Source organism: Methylobacterium sp. Gmos1, from assembly GCF_053764715.1.
The window spans coordinates 145047-163461 of sequence record NZ_JBSNCC010000004.1; the positions used below are offsets into that span (position 1 = coordinate 145047).

Genomic DNA, 18415 nt, shown 5'->3' on the forward strand with positions numbered 1-18415 from the left:
CGGAGCGGGACCGGCACCCGCCGCGGGAGGTGAAGAGCCGATGTGCCGCTTCCTCGCCTACCACGGCGACCCGGTCTATCTCGACGAGCTCGTCTGCGCGCCGACCCACTCGCTCGTGCACCAGTCGCTGCACGCCACGGAAGCCCAGACCGAGACCAACGGCGACGGTTTCGGCATCGGCTGGTACGGCGACCGGCCCGAGCCCGGCCTCTACCGCGACGTGCGACCGGCCTGGTCGGACGAGAACCTGCGCAGCCTCTCCCGGCAGATCCGCGCCCGCACCTTCTTCGCCCATGTCCGCGCCGCGACCGGCACAGCGACGACCCGGGCGAACTGCCACCCCTTCGCCCATGGCCGTCACCTGTTCATGCATAACGGCCAGATCGGCGGCTACGCCCGCATCCGCCGGCGGCTCGAGGCGATGATCCCCGACGCGCTCTACGAGGCGCGCCAGGGCACCACCGATTCGGAGGCGCTGTTCCTGCTCGCCCTGGCGCACGGCCTCGACCAGGATCCGGTCGGCGCGATGGCGGCGAGCGTGTCCGCCGCCCGCGGCCTGATGCGCGAGGCCGGCATCGACGAGCCCCTGCGCTTCACCGCCGTGCTCACCGACGGCGAGAGCCTGACCGCCTATCGCTGGGCCTGCGACGGCCGCCCGCCGAGCCTGTACTGGCGCGAGACCGGCACCGGCCTCGCGGTCGTCTCCGAGCCGATCGACGGCCTGCGGGCCGGCTGGGCGGAGGTGCCCAAGGGCGGCACGCTGCTCGCCCGCCCGGGCCAGCCGGTGCGGGTGGTCGGGCCGGAGGAGACGGGCTTGCGGGCGGCGGCCTGAAGGCGGGCCGGCCCCGCCTCCGCGGAGAGCGTTGGTCGGCCGGGCGCGCAAGTCGGCGCACGTCCTCGCGAAAAAGTCCCGTTCGCGAGGACCGCGAGGACGGCGTGCCGCCGATGCCATGTCCGGCAGATCACGTGCGAAGACGGCACCGTCAGCGCGCGGTCAAGCCGTAGACTTCGCTCGCCCCTGCGAAACCGAAATCCGCATCGCGCTAGCGATCCAGAAGGATCGCCCGAAGCCATCGATGGGATCTCGCACGAACGCTGCACCGTCGCGGACACGCGGACGCTTCGCGACTTTTCGCGGCAATTCCCTGATCTTCCTCCACGTCGTTCCCGTCATCCGGGAACGGGGGAACCGCGAAGACCGACCGGCCAAGCGAGGGACCGCCGCCGCGCCGCATCGTCGCTAGAAGACCGTGTCGTGGACCGTGCCGCGATGTGATCCGGCCCTGCTCTAAGCGGATTTCGCCAAAGGGGTTGCCGGCTCGGCACCAAAGATCTGCGGCACAACAAGAATCCAAGCAGACTTGCGTGGCCTGCCAACGCGAGTCCGCTCAGGCCATCACGTCCGCCTCCGGCGGTCGCAACCCGTCGAGTTCCGGCAGCAGGACCACGCTCTCCTGCTCGTTCGGGTCGGTGCGGGCGATCACCGCCGTGCAGGTCTCGGTCCGGCTAGCATTATAGGGCAGGTGCGGCACTCCCGCCGGGATGTAGACGAAGTCGCCGGCCCGGCTCCACAGGTGCTGCTCCAGGCGCTCGCCGTACCACATGCCGGCGATACCGGAGAGGACGTGGAGCGCCGTTTCGTGCGCCTCGTGCCGATGCGCCTTGGCGCGGGCTCCGGGGGGCAGGGTGACGAGCTGCATGTGCAGCCCTGTCGATCCGACCGATTCGGCCGAGACCGCCGGGGCGTAGGTGAGGGCCTGCTTGCCGACGTAGTCGGGGCCCGGGCGCACGACCCGGCAGGTGGTGTCCGGCGACGACAGGTCCATGGCGCATCCTCCGCTGGTGCGCAGGACAGTCTAAGCAGACTTGCGTGGGCAAGCCAACGCTTCGTCCGCTGAGGTTCTTGTTGTGCCGCAGGTTTTCGGCGCCGAACCGGCAACCGCTTCGGCGAAATCTGCTTGGGCCAGAGCGCGGTTCTCAGAAATCCGCCACCTTCCCCCAGGCCGAGGCCGTGAACCGGTCCGGATGGTAGGGCTTGGGGTCGACGATCGGCTCGGCGCCGGAGGCGATGTCGGCGATGAGGTGGCCGGCACCCGGACCGATGCCGAAGCCGTGGCCGGAGAAACCCGCCGCCAGGATCAGGCCCGGCACGCCGGTGACCTCGCCGATGCCCGGCACGCCGTCCGGCGTCGCGTCGATGTAGCCGGCCCAGGAGGCGGTGATCGCGGTGCCGCGCAGGGCGGGGAGCAATTCGAGCGCCCGGCGATGGGTCTCGGCCACCAGCCGCGCGTCCGGCCGGGGATCGAGGATGCGCATGCGCTCCATCGGGGTCTCTTCGTCGAGGCGCCAGCGCGCCGCGGTCTCGTGGCCGCTGCGCCAGCCCTCGGTGCCGCCGGGCCGCAGGACGCGCCAGCGCTTGGCGAACATCGGCACGAATTCACGCGCGAACAGGATCTGCTGCGGCGTGGGATCGACGTTGGCCCGGCCGCTGATGGCGAGCGTGTGGCCGCCGCTCTCGCCGCGGCGGGTCACCGAGATCTCGGCGGTGTGGAGCGCGTCCGGCAGGCCCTCGACGTGCGGGCCGACCGCCAGGATCGAGGAGCGCACCGCCGATTGCGGGAAGCGGATGCCGAGCTGGCGGCAGAACGACGACGCCCAGGCGCCGCCGGCCATCACCACCGTGCGGGTGCGGATGGTGCCCTTCTCGGTCACCACGCCGCTGACGCGCCCGCCCTCGAGCTCGAGGCCGCGGGCGGCGCAGAACTGGTGCACGCTGCCGCCGGCCTTCATCACGCCGCGCGCCGCCACCGGCACCGCCCGCGAGGTATCGGCGATGCCGTCGGTGGGTGAGAACACCCCGCCCTTCCAGCTCCGCCCGGTGGCGCCGCCCCGCGCCCGCGCCTCGTCCTCGCTCAGCATGTGGGTGACGACGCCCTCGCCCGCGGCGAAATCGCGCCACTTCGCCCAGCGGGCGATCTCGGCCTCGTCGTTGCTGAGGTAGAGCAGGCCGCAGCGTCGGAAGCCCGGATCCTCGCCGGTCTCGGCCTTCAGGCGGTCCCACAATTCGAGGCTCTTCGTCGCCATCGGCAGTTCGCGGGCGTCGCGGTTCTGCTGCCGGCACCAGCCCCAGTTGCGGCTCGACTGCTCGCCCGCGATCCGGCCCTTCTCGACGAGGGCCACGCTGACGCCCCGGCGCGCCAGGTAATAGGCCGTGAAGGTGCCGACCACGCCGCCCCCGATCACCACCACCTCGGCGGCGGCCGGCAGGTCCGGCGTGGTGTCGATGTGGAGGAGAGGTGCAGGCATGGTGGGCTCCCGTTGACCGTCAGACACTATCAGGGGCGGCCGCGCGCGGACGCCGGAGAGCCCAGCCTTCGCGGCAGATTGTGCTGGGCGCCCGGCGGATCCGGCATCATCGGATGGGCGCAAGGGCTTGCCTGCGGGGTCGCTCGCGCGGTCTAAGCTTAGGCGCGAGGGCCGTCCGCGCCCGCCTTCCCCGCGCCGGTCCCGGGCTTACGATGCACGCTTTCCCCGTTCCCGATGCCCTCCGCCGCCAGCGCTCGATCGGGCACGTCGCGCTGACGGTCGCCCGGATGCCGGGCGGCGCCACGCGAACGGCCGACCTGTTCGAAGCCGGCCCGTTGCGCCTGCGCCTGCCGCGGCCCGAGCCCGGCCCGATGGAGGCGGTGCTGCTCAACAGCGCCGGCGGCATCGCCTGCGGCGACCGCTTCACCGTCGAGGCGCGGCTGGCCCGGCAAGCCGACCTCGTGCTCACCACCACGGCGGCGGAGAAGATCTACCGCTCGGACGGGCCGGTGACGCGGCTCGACGTCGATCTCACCCTGGAGAGCGGGGCCGCCCTGGCCTGGCTGCCGCAGGAGACGATCCTGTTCGACGGGGCGCGGCTCGCCCGGAGCTTCTCGGCCGAGATGGCGGCGGATGCGCGGCTCACCCTGTTCGAGACCCTGGTCTTCGGCCGAGCCGCGAAGGGCGAGGTGATGCGAAGCGGCCTCCTCACCGATTCCTGGCGGCTGCGCCGCGCCGGTCGGCTGACCTATGCCGACACCTTCCGGCTCGAAGGCGACATCGCGGCAAAGCTCGCGCGCCGGGCGGTGGCCGGTGGCGCCCGGGCGATGGGAACGCTCATCCACCTCGCGCCCGACGCCGAGGGCCGCCTCGAACAGGCCCGCGACCTGATCGCCACGGCCGGCTGCGAGTCGCTGTCGGTCGAGGCCGGGGCGAGCGCCTGGAACGGCATGCTGGTCATGCGCCTGCTCGGGGCGGAGATCGGGCCTTTGCGCCTCGCCGCCGCGCGGATCCTCGAAGGCTTCCGCGGCCGGCCCCTGCCGCGGGTGTGGCAGACGTGAGCGCACGGCTCGGTTCTTGCCTGCCGAAACCTTGCCTCGCGGCCGCGCCTCGGTGAAGGATGGCGGCGGCCCTGACCCAGAGGATTCTCCCGTGCTGCTGACACCCCGCGAGAAGGACAAGCTCCTCGTCGCCATGGCGGCGATGGTGGCCCGCAACCGCCTGTCCCGGGGCGTGAAGCTCAACCACCCGGAGGCGGTGGCGCTGATCACCGACTTCGTGGTCGAGGGCGCCCGCGACGGCCGCACCGTCGCCGAGCTGATGCGGCTCGGCGCCCAGGTCCTCACCGCCGACCAGGTGATGGAGGGGGTGCCGGAGATGATCCACGACATCCAGGTCGAGGCGACCTTCCCCGACGGCACCAAGCTCGTCACCGTCCACCACCCGATCCGCGGCACCCCCGCCGCCGAGGTGCCGGGCGCGGTGACGACGCCGGACGGCGAGATCGTGTTCAACGAGGGCGCACCCCGCACGATGATCGAGGTCGCCAATACCGGCGACCGGCCGATCCAGGTCGGCTCCCACTACCACTTCTTCGAGGTCAACCCGGCGCTCCGCTTCGACCGCGACAAGGCGCGCGGCCAGCGCCTCGACATCGCGCCGGGCACGGCTGTCCGCTTCGAGCCGGGCTCGACCCGGGAGGTGGTGCTGATCCCGATGGGTGGCGGGCGCGCGGTGTACGGGTTCCGGGGCGACGTGATGGGGGCTTTGTGAGCGGCACGAGCCTGCTTTTCCCCGGTCCCATCCTGAGATCGCGGGTAGAACAATACGATTACCGCTCGATCCGTTCGAATAAAGGTAGGGCACCTCTCCTCTCTCCCGTGTGGGAGAGGGGTCGGGGGTGAGGGTGACACGCTTCAATGTGAAACGCTGAGCGTCGTGCTGGCATCGGAACGTTCGGTGTCTCATCCAGCACCGTCTCCACCCTCACCCCTACCCCTCTCCCACACGGGAGAGGGGATCCCGCGCTCTATAACTTCCAGAGCGGATCAGGCGGAGATCGTGTGAAGCGAGGTATGGAGGACAGGTGACCCTGGCAGCCGACGCCCATCAGAGCCCTGGACTCGCGCCGGATGACCGCGGCTCTCCCGCCACGGGGGATGAAGGGCGCGCGCGCCCGACGAAGCCCGACGCCCTTTTTGCCCTGCGGGGCATCGCCCGCCGCGCCCGCGCCAGGGCCGGCCCGCCAGCCGCCAGCGCGGACCCGATCGGAGATTATTCTCCTGGCCGAGGATGAGCGCACGAAATCCGAACCCACGACGCCCGCCTGACCGGACCGCCCTGCCCATGTCCAACACCCCCAAGCCCGCCAGCCTCCCCCGCGCCGCCTACGCGGCGATGTTCGGGCCGACCAAGGGCGACCGCATCCGCCTCGCCGACACCTCCCTCGTCATCGAGGTCGAGCAGGACCACACCCGCTACGGCGAGGAGGTGAAGTTCGGCGGCGGCAAGGTGATTCGCGACGGGATGGGGCAGAGCCAGGCGAGCAACGCCGGCGGCGCCGTCGACACGGTCATCACCAACGCGGTGGTGCTCGATCACTGGGGCATCGTGAAGTGCGACGTCGGCCTCAAGGGCGGGCGCATCGCGGCGCTCGGCAAGGCCGGCAACCCGGACATCCAGGACGGCGTCACCATCGTGGTCGGGCCGGGCACCGAGGTGATCGCGGGCGAGGGCAAGATCCTCACCGCCGGCGGCTTCGACAGCCACATCCACTTCATCTGCCCGCAGCAGATCGACGAGGCGCTGAATTCCGGCGTCACCACGATGCTCGGCGGCGGCACGGGCCCGGCCCACGGCACCTTCGCCACCACCTGCACGCCGGGCCCCTGGCACATCGCCCGGATGATCGAGGCCGCCGACGCCTTCCCGATGAACCTGGCGTTTGCCGGCAAGGGCAACGCCTCGAAGCCCGACAGCCTGGAGGAGATGATCCGGGCCGGCGCCTGCGCGCTCAAGCTGCACGAGGATTGGGGCACCACGCCGGCGGCGATCGATTGCTGCCTGTCGGTGGCGGACGCCCACGACATCCAGGTGATGATCCACACCGACACGCTCAACGAATCGGGCTTCGTCGAGGACACGATCGCGGCGTTCAAGGGCCGCACCATCCACGCCTTCCACACGGAAGGAGCGGGCGGCGGCCACGCGCCGGACATCATCAAGGTGGCGGGCTTACCGAACGTGCTGCCCTCCTCCACCAACCCGACGCGGCCCTTCACCCGCAACACCATCGACGAGCATCTCGACATGCTGATGGTGTGCCACCACCTCGACCCGTCGATCCCCGAGGACCTCGCCTTCGCCGAGAGCCGGATCCGCAAGGAGACGATCGCCGCCGAGGACATCCTGCACGACATCGGCGCGCTCTCGATGATGTCGTCGGACAGCCAGGCGATGGGCCGGGTCGGCGAGGTCATCATCCGCACCTGGCAGACCGCCGACAAGATGAAGCGTCAGCGCGGCGCGCTCCCGGGCGATGCGTCGGGCAACGACAACGCGCGGGCCAAGCGCTACGTCGCCAAGTACACGATCAACCCGGCGATCGCCCACGGCATCTCGCGCCATATCGGCTCGGTCGAGGTCGGCAAGCTCGCCGATCTCGTGCTGTGGTCGCCGGCCTTCTTCGGGGTGAAGCCCGACCTCATCATCAAGGGCGGCGCCATCGCGGCAGCCCCGATGGGCGATCCCAACGCCTCGATCCCGACGCCGCAGCCGGTGCATTACCGCCCGATGTTCGGCGCCTTCGGGCGGGTGCCGGCCTCGACGGCGCTGACCTTCGTGTCGAAGGCCGCGATCGAGGCGGGGCTTCGCGAAAAACTCGGGGTGATGAAGGAGATGGTCGCGGTCGAGAACGTGCGCGGCGGCATCTCGAAGAAGAGCATGATCCACAACGACGCCACCCCGGTGATCGAGGTCGACCCCGAGACCTACGACGTGCGCGCCGACGGCGAATTGCTGGTCTGCGAGCCCGCCGAGGTGCTGCCGATGGCGCAGCGCTACTTCCTGTTCTGAGGGAGTGTGGGGAGCAGGAGCGACTCCATGCCCAAGCTCGCCGGGCGGGCGCCGGATGCCGGCGTCCTGCCAGAGATGCACGTCTCGCACGAGACCGACTACTTCCTCTGGACGCAAGCGCAGGCCGCGCTGATCCGGGCCGGCCGCTGGTCGGCCCTCGACCGCGAGGCCCTGGCCGAGGAGATCGCCGACTTGGGCGGCTCGCAGAAATCCGAGATCCGCAGCCGCCTCACCGTCCTGCTGCACCACCTGCTGAAGTGGGAGCATCAGCCGCAGCAGAGGATGTACCGCTGGCGGGCGACGATCGTCGAGCAGCGCGTGAGCCTGGACGACCTCGTGACGATGAGTCCGAGCCTGCGCGCCTGGCCGGCGGAGGTTCTGGGCAAGGCCTATCGCCTCGCCCGGGTGCGGACGGCCGACGAGACCGGGCTGCCGGAGCGGAGCTTTCCGCCGGACTGCCCGTACACGCTGGCGCAGATCCTCGACGAGCGGTTCTATCCGGGACCGGAGGAGCCGGATGTCGTCTGAGATGGTGCGGACCGGACCTGCACCGCCCGCACGATCATGGCGCGTCGTTCTCCGATCCAGGCTATCCTGGAGGGGCAGGAGCGTGTGTCATGCCTAGGCTCGCCGAGCGGGCGCCGGATATCAGCGCCGCCTACGACACGGATTTCCATCGCTGGACCCGCGATCAGGCCGCCGCCCTCGCGAGCCGCGACATCGCACGTCTCGATGTCGTCAACCTGCTCGATGAGGTGGAGAGCGTGGGCCGCAGCCAGCGCACGGCGCTCGAATCCCACCTGCGCGTGCTTCTCGTTCATCTGCTGAAGTTCCAGGTGCAGCCACAGCGGGCGACACCGAGCTGGCGTCACACCCTGAAAGCGCAGCGCATGGCGATCGCGCGCCTGATCGTCCGCAACCCGAGCCTGCGCACCTTTCCCGCGGCGATCCTCGACGAAACCTATCGGGACGCTTTGCGGGATGCCGCCAGCGAGACCCGGATCGATCCGCGCCTCTTCCCGCCGGTCCTGCCCCTCACGCTCGACCAGATCCTCGATCCGGAGTTCGAGCCGTGAGCGAGAGAGACCGGCGCGACCTGTTCTCGACCGACCTGAGCGCCTGGGCCGAGGAGCAGGCCCACCTGCTTGCCGCCGGCGAGGTCGAGGCGATCGATCACGCCCACATCGCCGAGATCGTCCGCGATCTCGGCGAGCGGGAGCGGCGGGAGATCCGCGACCGCCTCGGGGTGATCCTGACCGGCCTCCTGCGCTGGGCCGCCGAGGTCGACCTGCGCTGCGAGGGCTGGGCGATCACGATCGACCGGCAGCGCCGGATCGTCGCCTCCCGCCTCGACGACAGCCCGAGCCTGCGGCCGGAGCTTCCCTGGCTCGTGGCGGAGGTCTATCCCGAGGCCAAGACCCGCGCCGTGCTGGAGAGTGCCCTGTTCGACGACAGCTTTTCGGAGTCCTGCCCGTTCACGGAGGAGGAGATCCTGACGCCCGGCTTCCTGCCGGACCCCCACGGCGACGACGCGGTCCGCGGGGCCGGCTGGTGGCGGCGGGAGGCGGCGCGATGATCCGCGCCACCCGCGTCATCCGCCGCGACGCCCTCGGCCCCGGCGAGATCGTCGACCGCATCGTGCTCGATTCCGGCGACCGGCACCGGCGCCGCATGGCGATGCGGGGCGTCGGCGGCCTCGCCTTCCTGCTCGACCTGCCCGAACCGGCGGTGCTCGACGACGGCGACGCGTTGCGCCTCGAGGACGGCCGCCTGGTCTGGGTCGAGGCGGCGCCCGAGCGGCTGCTCGAGATCCGCGCCCCCACCGACCACGCCCTCAAGCGGCTGATCTGGCACATCGGCAACCGGCACATCCCGGCCGAGATCGGCACCGACGCGCTCTGGATCGCCTACGACCACGTGCTCGCCGCGATGGTCGAGGGCCTGGGCGGCACCGCGATCCCGGTCGAGCGGCCGTTCCGGCCCGAGGGCGGGGCCTATGCGGGCGGGCACGCGCACGAGCATTCGCACGACCACGGTCACGGGCATCACCACCCGCACGACCATTCCCATGGTTGACGTTCCCTTGGCCGAGCGGGTCCCGGACGCCCTGGTGCTGCTCGCCTGGCTCTCGCCCGGCTATCCGGTCGGGGCCTATGCCTACTCGCACGGTCTCGAATGGGCGGTGGAGGCCGGCGACGTGCGCGACGAAGCCTCCCTGCGGGACTGGCTCGCCGACGTGCTGGAGCACGGTGCCGGCCGCAGCGACGCGATCCTGGCCGCGCACGCGCACGAGGCCGCGGCGGCGGGCGACGCGCAGGCCCTCGTCGCCGTCAACGATCTCGCCCTGGCGCTCAGCCCGTCGCGAGAATTGCACCTGGAGACCAGCCAGCAGGGGCGCTCGTTCCTCGACGCGACCCGCGCCGCCTGGGATACGCCGCGCCTCGCGGAACTCGGGGCCCGTCTCGACGGGCCGGTGGCCTACCCGGTCGCGGTCGGCGCGGCGGCGGGCGCCCACGGGCTCGACCGCGGGACGATGCTGGCGGCCTACCTGGCGGCCTTCCTCCAGAACCTCGTCTCGGCGAGCTTGCGCCTCGCTCCCGTCGGCCAGACCGCCGGCACGCGGGTGGTGGCCGCGCTGATGCCCCGGGCGGCGGCCCTGGCCGAGGCCGTGCGGGGCGTACCCCTCGACGAGGCCGGGACCGCGACGGTGCGGCTCGACCTCGGCTCGTTCCGGCACGAGACGCAGTACACGCGGATCTTCCGGTCGTAGGTGCGAACCCGAAGATGGTCGATTCCCGCTGGCAGTTCTGACACCAGCAGCGTCATCCCGGGGCCGCGCAGCGGAACCCGGGATCCATAGCCGCCGACATTCCAAGACAAAGCGGAACGTCGATCGCCTTGTTCGGCACCATCAGCGGTTATGGATCCCGGGTTCTCGCCTCTCGGCGAGCCCCGGGATGACGTGGAGTGCGTCACCTCGGTTTACCCGAAGCACATCGGGCTTTTGCGAGACCCTTCACGCCCGCCGCTGCCCGGTCTCCCGTGCCGTGAACCCCTCCAGGATCTTGTCGAGGGTCAGCGGATAGTCCCGGATCCGGATGCCCGTCGCGTTGTAGACCGCGTTCGCCACCGCCGCCCCCGCACCGCAGATGCCGAGCTCGCCCAGGCCCTTGCTCTTCAGCGGATTCGCCTTGTCGTCGAGCTCAGGGAGGAAGACCGCGTCGATCTCCGGCAGGTCGGCGTGGACCGGCACGTGGTACTCGGCGAGGTCGTGGTTGACGAAGCTGCCGTAGCGGGGATCGACCTCGATCGCCTCCATCAGGGCCGCGCCGACGCCGAACACCATTCCGCCGATCGCCTGCGAGCGCGCGGTCTTCGGGTTGAGGATGCGCCCGCCGGTGAACACGCCGAGCATCCGCCGCAACCGGATCTCGCCGGTGTCAGAATCGACGCCGACTTCGGCGAAATGCGCGCCGTAGGAGTATTGCGAGAACTTCTTCTCGTTCTCGCCCGGCTTGATCTCGCCCTCGGCCTCCAGGCCGGAGCCGATCAGGTCGCGCAAGGCCACCGAGCGGTTGCCCGAGGTGATCCGGCCGTCGCCGAAGACGGCGTTCTCACGATTGAGGTCGGCCTTCGCCAGAAGCTGCGAGCGCAGCGCCTCGCAGGCCATGTAGAGCGCCGAGCCCGAGGAGGCCGCCCCGAACGACCCGCCGGACCCCGACGACATCGGATCGGCGGTGTCGCCGAGGATCATCTTCACCTGCGAGATCGTCACGCCGAGCATCTCGGCGGCGATCTGGCTCAGGATGGTGTAGGTGCCGGTACCGATGTCGGTCATCGCCATCCGGGCGGTGAGCGTGCCGTCGGGGTCGAGGCGCACCCGCGCCTTGGCCGGCTGGAGCGGGTTGAGGCGGGCCGCCGCCGAGACGCCGTGGCCCACCATCCACTGCCCGTCCCGGGTCGCGCCGGCCTTGGGATTGCGCCGGTCCCAGCCGAAGCGGCGCGCGCCTTCCTTGAGGCAGGGCACGAGCTGGCGGGTCGAGAAGGGCACGTGCTTCTCGGGATCCTGGGTCGGCTCGTTGCGGATGCGCAGCTCGATCGGATCGAGGTTCAGCGCCTCGGCGAGTTCGTCCATGGCGCATTCGAAGGCCAGCATGCCGACCGCCTCGCCGGGCGCCCGCATCGAGGAGGCGAGCGGCAGGTCGAGCGAGGCCAGCCGGTGCGCCGTCAGGCGGTTCGGTGCGGCGTAGAGCGAGCGGGTGACGTTGGCCGAGGTCTCGAAGAAGCTGTCGCCCGGCGTGGTGTCGGACCAGGATTCGTGCGCGATCGCCGTCAGCTTGCCGTCGCGGTCGGCGCCGAGGCGGATGCGCTGCACCGTGTCCGAGCGCCGGGTCGTGACGTGGAAGACCTGCTGGCGGGTGAGCGCGATCTTCACCGGCCGGCCGTTCAGGTTCTTCGAGGCGAGCGCCGCCAGGATCGCGTCCGCCTGCGGCTGGAGCTTGCCGCCGAAGCCGCCGCCGATGAAGCGGCTGATGAGGCGCACGTTGTCCTTCGGCAGCCGGAACACCGAGGCGAGGGCGTCCTGGCCGCGGTTCGGCATCTGGTTGGCGGTGATCAGCGTGACTTTGTCACCCTCCCAGGCGGCGATGGTGGCGTGCGGCTCCATCATCGCGTGGCTCTGCACCGGGGTGGTGTAGCGCGCGTCGAGCTTGACTGCCGCCGAGGCGAAGCCGGCATCGAAGTCGCCGAGGCTCGAATCCGGCGGGGTCTTGGCCTTCTCGGGCTTCTTCGCCTCGCCGAGCGCGTCGGCGAGCACGTAGGATCCCTTCTCCTGGTCGTAAGCGACGCGCACGGCGGCCGCCGCGGCGCGGGCCTCCTCGAAGCTCTCGGCCACCACCAGGGCGACCGGCTGGCCCCAGTGCTTGATGTCGGTGCCGGTGAGAAGGGGAGCGACCTGCTCCTTCTTCTCGCCCTGCGGCGGCACGTTGCGGTGGGTCAGCACGTGGACCACGCCCGGCATCCGCTCGGCCGCCGCGGTGTCGATGTCGCGGATGCGGCCCTTGGCGATCGTCGCGGTGACGACGAAGCCGTAGCCGGGATTTGTCATCTCCCGGCTCTCGTAGGCATAAGTCGCGTGGCCGGTGACCTTCAGCGGGCCATCGACGCGGTCGATCGGCTGGCCCACCGGGCCGTTCGCGTGGGTGTCGAGGGGCGTGACGCCGATCGGCTGGCTCATGTCCATGGCTGTTCTCCCGAGTCCGGCGATCAGGCGCGCATCGCTTCCGCGACCGCGGCCGCGAGGGTGCGCTTGGCGAGCGGGATCTTGAAGTCGTTGGCGCCGTAGCCGCGGGCGCCCTTGAGCGCCGCCTCGCCGGCGGCGGCCACGCCCTCGCGCACCAGGGCCGCTTCCGCGTCCGCCACCCGCCAGGGCTTGTGGGCGAGGCCGCCGAAGGCGAGGCGGGCCGAGCGGATCGCGCTGCCGTCGGCCTCGATCACCGCCGCCACCGAGACGAGGGCGAAGGCGTAGGACGCGCGGTCGCGCACCTTGCGGTAGACGTGGCGGCCACGCACCGGCGCCGGCAGGGTCACGGCGGTGATGATCTCGCCGGGCTTGAGGTTCGTCTCGATCTGCGGCGTGTCGCCGGGCAGGCGGTGCAAGTCGGATATCGGAATCTTTCGCTCCGCCCCCTCCGGCGTCACCGTCTCGACCGTGGCGTCGAGGGCCCGCATGGCGACCGCCATGTCGGAGGGGTGGGTGGCGATGCAGTGCTCGGAGGTGCCGACCACCGCCAGGATGCGGTTGAACCCCCCGATCGCCGAGCAGCCGGAGCCGGGCTGGCGTTTGTTGCACGGCATCGCGGTGTCGTAGAAGTACGGGCAGCGGGTGCGCTGCAACAGGTTGCCGGCGGTCGTCGCCTTGTTGCGCAGCTGGCCCGAGGCGCCGGCGAGCAGCGCGCGCGAGAGCACGCCGTAGTCGCGCCGCACCCGCTCGTCGGCGGCGAGATCGGAATTGCGCACCATCGCTCCGATGCGCAACCCGCCCTCGGACGTCGCCTCGATCCTGTCGAGCGGCAGGCGGTTGACGTCGACGAGGTGGGTCGGCGTCTCGATCTGGAGCTTCATCAGGTCGAGGAGGTTGGTGCCCCCGGCGATGAAGCGGGCATTGGGCTGGCCGGCCACGGCCTTGGCGGCGTCCGCCACGCTGGCGGGGCGCTCGTAGGTGAAAGCCTTCATGGGATCCCCCTCAGAGCCGCGTGGCCGCGCCACCGGCGTCGCGGATCGCCGCGACGATGTTCGGGTAGGCCGAGCAGCGGCAGATGTTGCCGCTCATCCGCTCGCGGATCTCCGCGTCGGTCAGGGCGACCGTGGCGGTCAGGTCCTGCGTCACGGTCGAGGGCCAGCCGGCCTTGGCCTCGTTCAGCATCCCGGCGGCCGAGCAGATCTGGCCCGGCGTGCAGTAGCCGCACTGGAAGCCGTCATGCTTGACGAAGGCGGCCTGGAGCGGGTGCAGCTGGTCGCCCTCGGCGAGGCCCTCGATGGTCTGGATCTCGTCGCCCTCGTGCATCACCGCGAGCGTCAGGCAGGAATTGATCCGGCGTCCGTTGACCAGCACCGTGCAGGCGCCGCATTGGCCGTGGTCGCAGCCCTTCTTGGAGCCGGTGAGCCCGATGCGCTCGCGAAGCGCATCGAGGAGCGTGGTGCGCGGATCGACCTCGAGCGGCCGGGCCTGGCCGTTGACCTGGAGGGTCACCGGCATCCGCGGCGTCGCCGGCTCGGCGGCGAGGGCCTGGGGCGCCTGCGCCGGCGGGGTCGCGGCCCGGAGCGGTCCGGCAAAGCCGAGCACCGCCGCGGCGGCGACGCCGCTCTCCAGAACGCTCCGGCGCGTCGGCCGCGGCGCGGAATCGGACTTGTCCATGGTGCCTCCCGGCCCGAAAACGAGGTGACGGCGCGAGAGCGCGCCCAGCGCCGGCACAGCCCTTGGGCCGCGACGCGATCGCTCACCAAACGTTCGTGCGGGCGGCGGGGTCCCGGGAAGGACGCGGGTGCGGCATCGCGTGCGGGGTGAGGAGCGGGCCTGTCGCCGACGATGCGGCCGCAGCAATCACCGCCCCTCGGGGAGACCCCCGGATCGCCGCGAGGTGCGGGCGCGGGGATCCCGGGCTTCGTCAATGTTGCGACGATCCGGGCGGACGTCGCGTGGCCGTCCTCACCCTGCTTCTACTGCCACAGCCCGGCCTTGCGCGCCTTCGCGCTCGCCTCCGCCGCCTGCAGCTCCGGCGACGCTCCCGGCGCGGCGCGCCCGCCGCCGTTGTACAGCACCACCTCGGACAGGTCCTGCTCGCCGGCGCGGCAGCGGTAGAGATCGGCGGCGCCGGCCGGCTGGCACGTCACCTCGCGCCGGCGCAGGTACTGGCGGAACTCGCGGGCGGGTGCGCCGCCCTGCCCCTCGACGCCGGCGAGGCGCACGCTCTGCCCGTCGAGGCGCAGGCGGCCGGTGTCGATCACCCGCGGTACGCCGCGTAACATGGCACTCGCGGCCGGGCGCTCGCCGGGATTCTGCCAGGCCGGACGGGACGCGGGGCGGGTGGTGCTGCCGGTCTCGCGGGCGCCCTCGCGCGCCTCGGCGGCCTGCGGTGTCGGGCGGGCCTTCGCGACCTGGGCCGAGAAATCCTGGAAGAAGGCCTCCGGCCCGTCGCCGGCCCCGTTCTCGGTCGCCGTACCGGACAGGTAGGTTCCGACCAGGAGGTCTCCGACCGGGCCGACGAACAGCCCATCCCGGCTCGCCGGATCGTCGGCGCCCGCCGGCGGGCGGGTCAGGCCGGCAAGCAGCGCGAGCAGCGCCGTGCGCCGCTCCGCCGCCGGCATCGGCCCAGCGACGAGGCGGTCGTAGACCGGGCGGCCGTCGCGCCCGAGATGGCGCAGGCTGGCGCTCGCCGCGCGCCGGGCCTCCGGCGTGTCGCGGAGCGGGACGCCGCCGGCGACCACCGCCTGCACGCCGCCGTCGGGGCCCAGCACCAGGAGGCCGGCCCGGGCGCCGGCGCGACCGGCGGCATCGAGGCGGCGCTCGGCGGCCGCCTCGGCCATCGCCTGGAGGTCGCGGTCGAGGGTGGTGCGCACGACCGCCTCGTGCGGCGCACCCGGACCGAGGCGGCCCGCGGCCTCGGCGAGGACGAGGTCGGGAAAGCCGCTGCGGGTCACCGGCGTGGCGCCGGCGGGGCTGAGGCCGTCGAGCGCCCGCGCGGCCTCAGCGGCCTCGGTCGCAGAGAGCGTGCCGCGCATCACCATGCCGTCGAGCACGGTGCGGCCGAGCGCCCGGGCGGTCGTCACGTCCCGGTCGGGCTGGAGGTCGGGGGCGAGGCTCAGGCCCGCGAGGTAGGCCGCCTCGGCGGTGCCGAGGGCGTTCGCGTCCTTGCCGAACAGGGTCCGGGCCGCCGCGTCGACCCCGGTGAGGCCGGGGCCGAAATGGGCGAGGTCGAGGGCGCGGGCGAGGATCTGCCCGTTGGACTCGCGAGCCGAGAGCCACAGCACCAGGATCGCCTCGCGCGCCCGGTCGGCGAGGCTGCGCGTCTCGCCCGGCCGAGCCCCGATCACGTCGCGGCGAACCAGGCGCTGGGTCAGGCGCGGGCCGCCGGAGCGGGGTCCGTCGCTGATCGTGTCGCGAAAGGCGCGCCCGATCACCGCGGCGACGCCCGCCGCGTCGAGCCGGTAGCCGTCCTCGAACCACGGATCCTGCGCGGCGAGGAAGGCCTGGGCCATGGCCGGGGACACCGCGTCGAGGCGGAGCGCCCGCCCCCGCTCGACGGTGCGGCGCGCGATCGAGGTGCCGTCCTCCGCCTGCACCGTGAGAGTGCGGGGCGAAGGCTGGGTGCCGCTCAACGGGGGCAGCGTCGCGGCGCACCACAGGACGAACAGAGAGGCGGCGCCGAGAGTCCCCAGGCCCGCGAGCAGCAGCACGCGCCCCCAGGGCAGCGCCCCGACCCGCCGCGCGGCGCCGGCCGCGCGGGACGCGAGAGGGTGGGCGCCGACGCGCTCCGTCGCGTCCTGCCAGACGGGTGCGGCCCGACGCAGCGGTGCGGCCGCGGCGGCGAGCACCGGCTGGAGATGCCCGGCGGCGGCGCTCCCGGCCTGGGCGGCGCCGGTGCGGACCAGCGCCACGCGATCCCCGAAGCGCTCGAGGAGCGAGCCCGCGGAGAACCCGCTTCGGACGGCGGTGAGGCGGGAGGGAGCAGGGGCCTCCGGATGCTCCGGCGGCGGCGGACTGGAGAGGTCGAGCCAATCCCGCCCCGGCTGCGTCGTCATCGGCTCCGCCACCATCCCGCGCGCTCATCCCTTCGTCGCGATGCCGCCGGCCCCGCGACGCCGAGGCGGGGCACGAAACGGCTACGGTGCCAGCAACGTTGGCGCTGCGGAAACAGTTCCGTGCCCGGACGCGCGCAGGCGGTCCCGGCCGGGGGAAAGGCGCAGTCCGCCCGCGCGCGCCCGATGTGACGGCAAGTCTTCGTCCGGAAGCTCGACCGTTGGGTAACACGATACGCCAGACGACCCGCGAATAGTCCGGAACGATATGTTGAAGTCGGCGTTTTGAAGCATCTTCGGAGCGCCGCCGCACCAATCCCGGCGCGCAGGGAGGCAACCGACCATGAACAGATTGACAGTTGGACTGGCCGCGCTGCTGCTCAGCACTTCGGCTTACGCGCAGACGGCCGGAACCCCGGGCGCCGGCGGCGCGCCGGGCCGCGGCGGCGAGATGAGCCAGTCGGGCGCGAGGGCCGGGCAGGGCGGCCAGATGGGCGCCGGCCAGCAGGCCCGCGGCGAGACGGGCCGGGGCGAGATGGGCAAGGCCGACGCCGGCAAGGGCGAGATGGGCCAGGCCCGCGCCGAGCAGGGCCGCCCGACCACCAATCAATCCGCCGGCCGCGACGGCATGAACAAGGGCGACACCGACCGGGCGGACCGGGCCGACCGCAAGGACCGCGACCGCGCCGAGAACAGCCGCGCCGGCGAGCGCGGCGGCGACCGGGATTCCCGCCGGGCGATGGACGAGCGCCGCGACGGCGACCGCCGGATGGACCGCCGCGACGACCGGGCCGACCGGTTCGAGCGCCGCGAGGGCCGCGCAGGCTTCCGCAGCGAGGCGCGTGAGGACCGGATCACCACCGTCGGCGGCCGCCGCTACGTGACGATCGCCGGCCAGCGCGTGCTCTACGGCTCGCCCGAGTACCGCCGCCTCGTCGTGGTCGAGCAGCGCGAGAACCGCGGCGTGCGGGCCGGCCGGGTCGAGTACGTGACGATCCAGGGCCGCCGGGTGCGGGTCGGCTCGCCCGAGTACCGCCGCCTCGTCATCCGCGAGAACAGCGGCCCGCGCCGCACCGTCGTGGTGCGCGGCCAGCGGGTGATCTACGGCTCGCCCGAGTACCGTCGCCTGATCGTCTCCGAGCGCACCGGCGGCGACCGCTACGTGGTGATCTCGGGCCGTCGCGTCCTCGTCGGCTCGCCCGAGTACCGCCGCCTGTCGGTCTCCGAGCGCACCAGCGTCACCGGCAGCGTTCGCGGCCGCGAGGACGTGCGCAGCGAGCGCCGCGAGGATCGCCTGAGCCGCAGCGAGGAGCGCCGCGACGGCCGGATGGACCGCGAGCGCAACCGCGACCTGTCGCGGGGCGAGATGAAGGACGGCAAGGATCGGCGCGAGATGGGCGAGCGCAACGGCGCCCGTCCCGAACAGGCGGCGGGCAACCAGCCGGGCCGCAACGGCGCTGAGCGCGGCATGAACGAGCGTCAGGCGCAAGATCGTCAAGCCCAAGATCGCCAGATGGGCGGCCGCGGCGCCGGCCCGGAGACCACCGGCAGCACCCAGCGCGGCGGCCAGATGGGCGGCAAGGGGATGGACGGCAAGGCAATGCAGGATGGCGGCGCCAAGGCTGGCCAGCCCGGCGGCGCGGGCGGCCGGATGTAATCCGGCGCCCTCAATCGTCCGACACTGAGCGAGGCCGGTCCCGGGGGCACCCGGGGCCGGCCTTCGCGCGTGCGGAAGGCG

At 72.4% G+C, this 18415-nt stretch carries 16 protein-coding genes; 10 read left to right on the top strand and 6 right to left on the bottom strand.

All coding sequences use genetic code 11. The features are described from left to right. The first annotated feature begins 40 nt into the window (after nt 1–40). Entirely contained in the window at nt 41–832 is a 792-nt protein-coding gene (locus ACS5PV_RS09830) for a class II glutamine amidotransferase (protein ID WP_455395158.1), read from the top strand. Nucleotides 833–1388: 556 nt separating this feature from the next. Here ACS5PV_RS09830 and ACS5PV_RS09835 read toward each other — a convergent pair. Together ACS5PV_RS09835 and ACS5PV_RS09840 are read right to left on the bottom strand one after the other, a co-directional pair. Next, a complete protein-coding gene (locus tag ACS5PV_RS09835; protein WP_455395159.1) occupies nt 1389–1826 on the bottom strand; it encodes a cupin domain-containing protein in 438 nt (145 codons plus the stop codon). A gap of 151 nt (nt 1827–1977) precedes the next feature. Then, nucleotides 1978–3306 carry an NAD(P)/FAD-dependent oxidoreductase gene (locus ACS5PV_RS09840; protein WP_455395160.1) on the bottom strand — a complete coding sequence of 443 codons (1329 nt, stop codon included), beginning with the start codon at nt 3304–3306 and terminating at the stop codon, nt 1978–1980. A gap of 212 nt (nt 3307–3518) precedes the next feature. Between ACS5PV_RS09840 and ACS5PV_RS09845 the strand changes: the two genes are divergently transcribed. From ACS5PV_RS09845 to ACS5PV_RS09880, 8 genes are all read left to right on the top strand, one after another. Continuing rightward, entirely contained in the window at nt 3519–4367 is an 849-nt protein-coding gene (locus ACS5PV_RS09845; protein WP_455395161.1) for an urease accessory protein UreD, read from the top strand. A 91-nt stretch (nt 4368–4458) separates the two neighbouring features. After that, the gene (locus tag ACS5PV_RS09850; RefSeq protein ID WP_455395162.1) at nt 4459–5079 is read left to right on the top strand and encodes an urease subunit gamma; all 621 of its coding nucleotides are present in this window, start codon (nt 4459–4461) and stop codon (nt 5077–5079) included. Between the two features lie 573 nt (nt 5080–5652). Then, complete coding sequence (gene ureC / locus ACS5PV_RS09855) at nt 5653–7380, top strand: urease subunit alpha (RefSeq protein WP_455395163.1); 1728 nt, start codon at nt 5653–5655, stop codon at nt 7378–7380. A gap of 27 nt (nt 7381–7407) precedes the next feature. Continuing rightward, on the top strand, nt 7408–7908 hold the full coding sequence (locus ACS5PV_RS09860; protein ID WP_455395164.1) for a DUF29 domain-containing protein: 501 nt from the start codon (nt 7408–7410) through the stop codon (nt 7906–7908). An 89-nt stretch (nt 7909–7997) separates the two neighbouring features. Then, on the top strand, nt 7998–8456 hold the full coding sequence (locus tag ACS5PV_RS09865) for a DUF29 domain-containing protein (protein WP_455395165.1): 459 nt from the start codon (nt 7998–8000) through the stop codon (nt 8454–8456). Next, nucleotides 8453–8956, top strand: coding sequence for a DUF29 domain-containing protein (locus ACS5PV_RS09870; RefSeq protein ID WP_455395166.1), 504 nt, complete (start codon nt 8453–8455; stop codon nt 8954–8956). Before ACS5PV_RS09865 ends, ACS5PV_RS09870 begins: the two co-directional genes overlap by 4 nt. Continuing rightward, a complete protein-coding gene (locus ACS5PV_RS09875) occupies nt 8953–9456 on the top strand; it encodes an urease accessory protein UreE (protein WP_455395167.1) in 504 nt (167 codons plus the stop codon). Before ACS5PV_RS09870 ends, ACS5PV_RS09875 begins: the two co-directional genes overlap by 4 nt. Next, the gene (locus ACS5PV_RS09880) at nt 9449–10150 is read left to right on the top strand and encodes an urease accessory protein UreF (protein WP_455395168.1); all 702 of its coding nucleotides are present in this window, start codon (nt 9449–9451) and stop codon (nt 10148–10150) included. Before ACS5PV_RS09875 ends, ACS5PV_RS09880 begins: the two co-directional genes overlap by 8 nt. Before the next feature lie 246 nt (nt 10151–10396). Here ACS5PV_RS09880 and ACS5PV_RS09885 read toward each other — a convergent pair whose 3' ends face one another. From ACS5PV_RS09885 to ACS5PV_RS09900, 4 genes are all read right to left on the bottom strand, one after another. Continuing rightward, on the bottom strand, nt 10397–12622 hold the full coding sequence (locus ACS5PV_RS09885) for a molybdopterin cofactor-binding domain-containing protein (protein WP_455395169.1): 2226 nt from the start codon (nt 12620–12622) through the stop codon (nt 10397–10399). Nucleotides 12623–12645: 23 nt separating this feature from the next. Further along, nucleotides 12646–13614, bottom strand: coding sequence for an FAD binding domain-containing protein (locus tag ACS5PV_RS09890; protein WP_455395170.1), 969 nt, complete (start codon nt 13612–13614; stop codon nt 12646–12648). 10 nt (nt 13615–13624) lie between these two features. Beyond that, on the bottom strand, nt 13625–14296 hold the full coding sequence (locus ACS5PV_RS09895) for a 2Fe-2S iron-sulfur cluster-binding protein (protein ID WP_455395171.1): 672 nt from the start codon (nt 14294–14296) through the stop codon (nt 13625–13627). Nucleotides 14297–14598: 302 nt separating this feature from the next. Further along, nucleotides 14599–16680 carry a transglycosylase domain-containing protein gene (locus tag ACS5PV_RS09900; RefSeq protein ID WP_455395172.1) on the bottom strand — a complete coding sequence of 694 codons (2082 nt, stop codon included), beginning with the start codon at nt 16678–16680 and terminating at the stop codon, nt 14599–14601. A 340-nt stretch (nt 16681–17020) separates the two neighbouring features. Between ACS5PV_RS09900 and ACS5PV_RS09905 the strand changes: the two genes are divergently transcribed. After that, entirely contained in the window at nt 17021–18334 is a 1314-nt protein-coding gene (locus ACS5PV_RS09905; protein WP_455395173.1) for a hypothetical protein, read from the top strand. Nucleotides 18335–18415 lie beyond the last annotated feature (81 nt).

Bases quoted from the DNA above. Each gene is read 5' to 3' on its own strand.
- ACS5PV_RS09830 (WP_455395158.1), top strand. From the start codon at position 41: ATGTGCCGCTTCCTCGCCTACCACGGCGACCCGGTCTATCTCGACGAG.
- ACS5PV_RS09835 (WP_455395159.1), bottom strand. From the start codon at position 1,826: ATGGACCTGTCGTCGCCGGACACCACCTGCCGGGTCGTGCGCCCGGGC.
- ACS5PV_RS09840 (WP_455395160.1), bottom strand. From the start codon at position 3,306: ATGCCTGCACCTCTCCTCCACATCGACACCACGCCGGACCTGCCGGCC.
- ACS5PV_RS09845 (WP_455395161.1), top strand. From the start codon at position 3,519: ATGCACGCTTTCCCCGTTCCCGATGCCCTCCGCCGCCAGCGCTCGATC.
- ureC (WP_455395163.1), top strand. From the start codon at position 5,653: ATGTCCAACACCCCCAAGCCCGCCAGCCTCCCCCGCGCCGCCTACGCG.
- ACS5PV_RS09860 (WP_455395164.1), top strand. From the start codon at position 7,408: ATGCCCAAGCTCGCCGGGCGGGCGCCGGATGCCGGCGTCCTGCCAGAG.
- ACS5PV_RS09865 (WP_455395165.1), top strand. From the start codon at position 7,998: ATGCCTAGGCTCGCCGAGCGGGCGCCGGATATCAGCGCCGCCTACGAC.
- ACS5PV_RS09875 (WP_455395167.1), top strand. From the start codon at position 8,953: ATGATCCGCGCCACCCGCGTCATCCGCCGCGACGCCCTCGGCCCCGGC.
- ACS5PV_RS09880 (WP_455395168.1), top strand. From the start codon at position 9,449: ATGGTTGACGTTCCCTTGGCCGAGCGGGTCCCGGACGCCCTGGTGCTG.
- ACS5PV_RS09885 (WP_455395169.1), bottom strand. From the start codon at position 12,622: ATGGACATGAGCCAGCCGATCGGCGTCACGCCCCTCGACACCCACGCG.
- ACS5PV_RS09890 (WP_455395170.1), bottom strand. From the start codon at position 13,614: ATGAAGGCTTTCACCTACGAGCGCCCCGCCAGCGTGGCGGACGCCGCC.
- ACS5PV_RS09895 (WP_455395171.1), bottom strand. From the start codon at position 14,296: ATGGACAAGTCCGATTCCGCGCCGCGGCCGACGCGCCGGAGCGTTCTG.
- ACS5PV_RS09900 (WP_455395172.1), bottom strand. From the start codon at position 16,680: ATGACGACGCAGCCGGGGCGGGATTGGCTCGACCTCTCCAGTCCGCCG.
- ACS5PV_RS09905 (WP_455395173.1), top strand. From the start codon at position 17,021: ATGAACAGATTGACAGTTGGACTGGCCGCGCTGCTGCTCAGCACTTCG.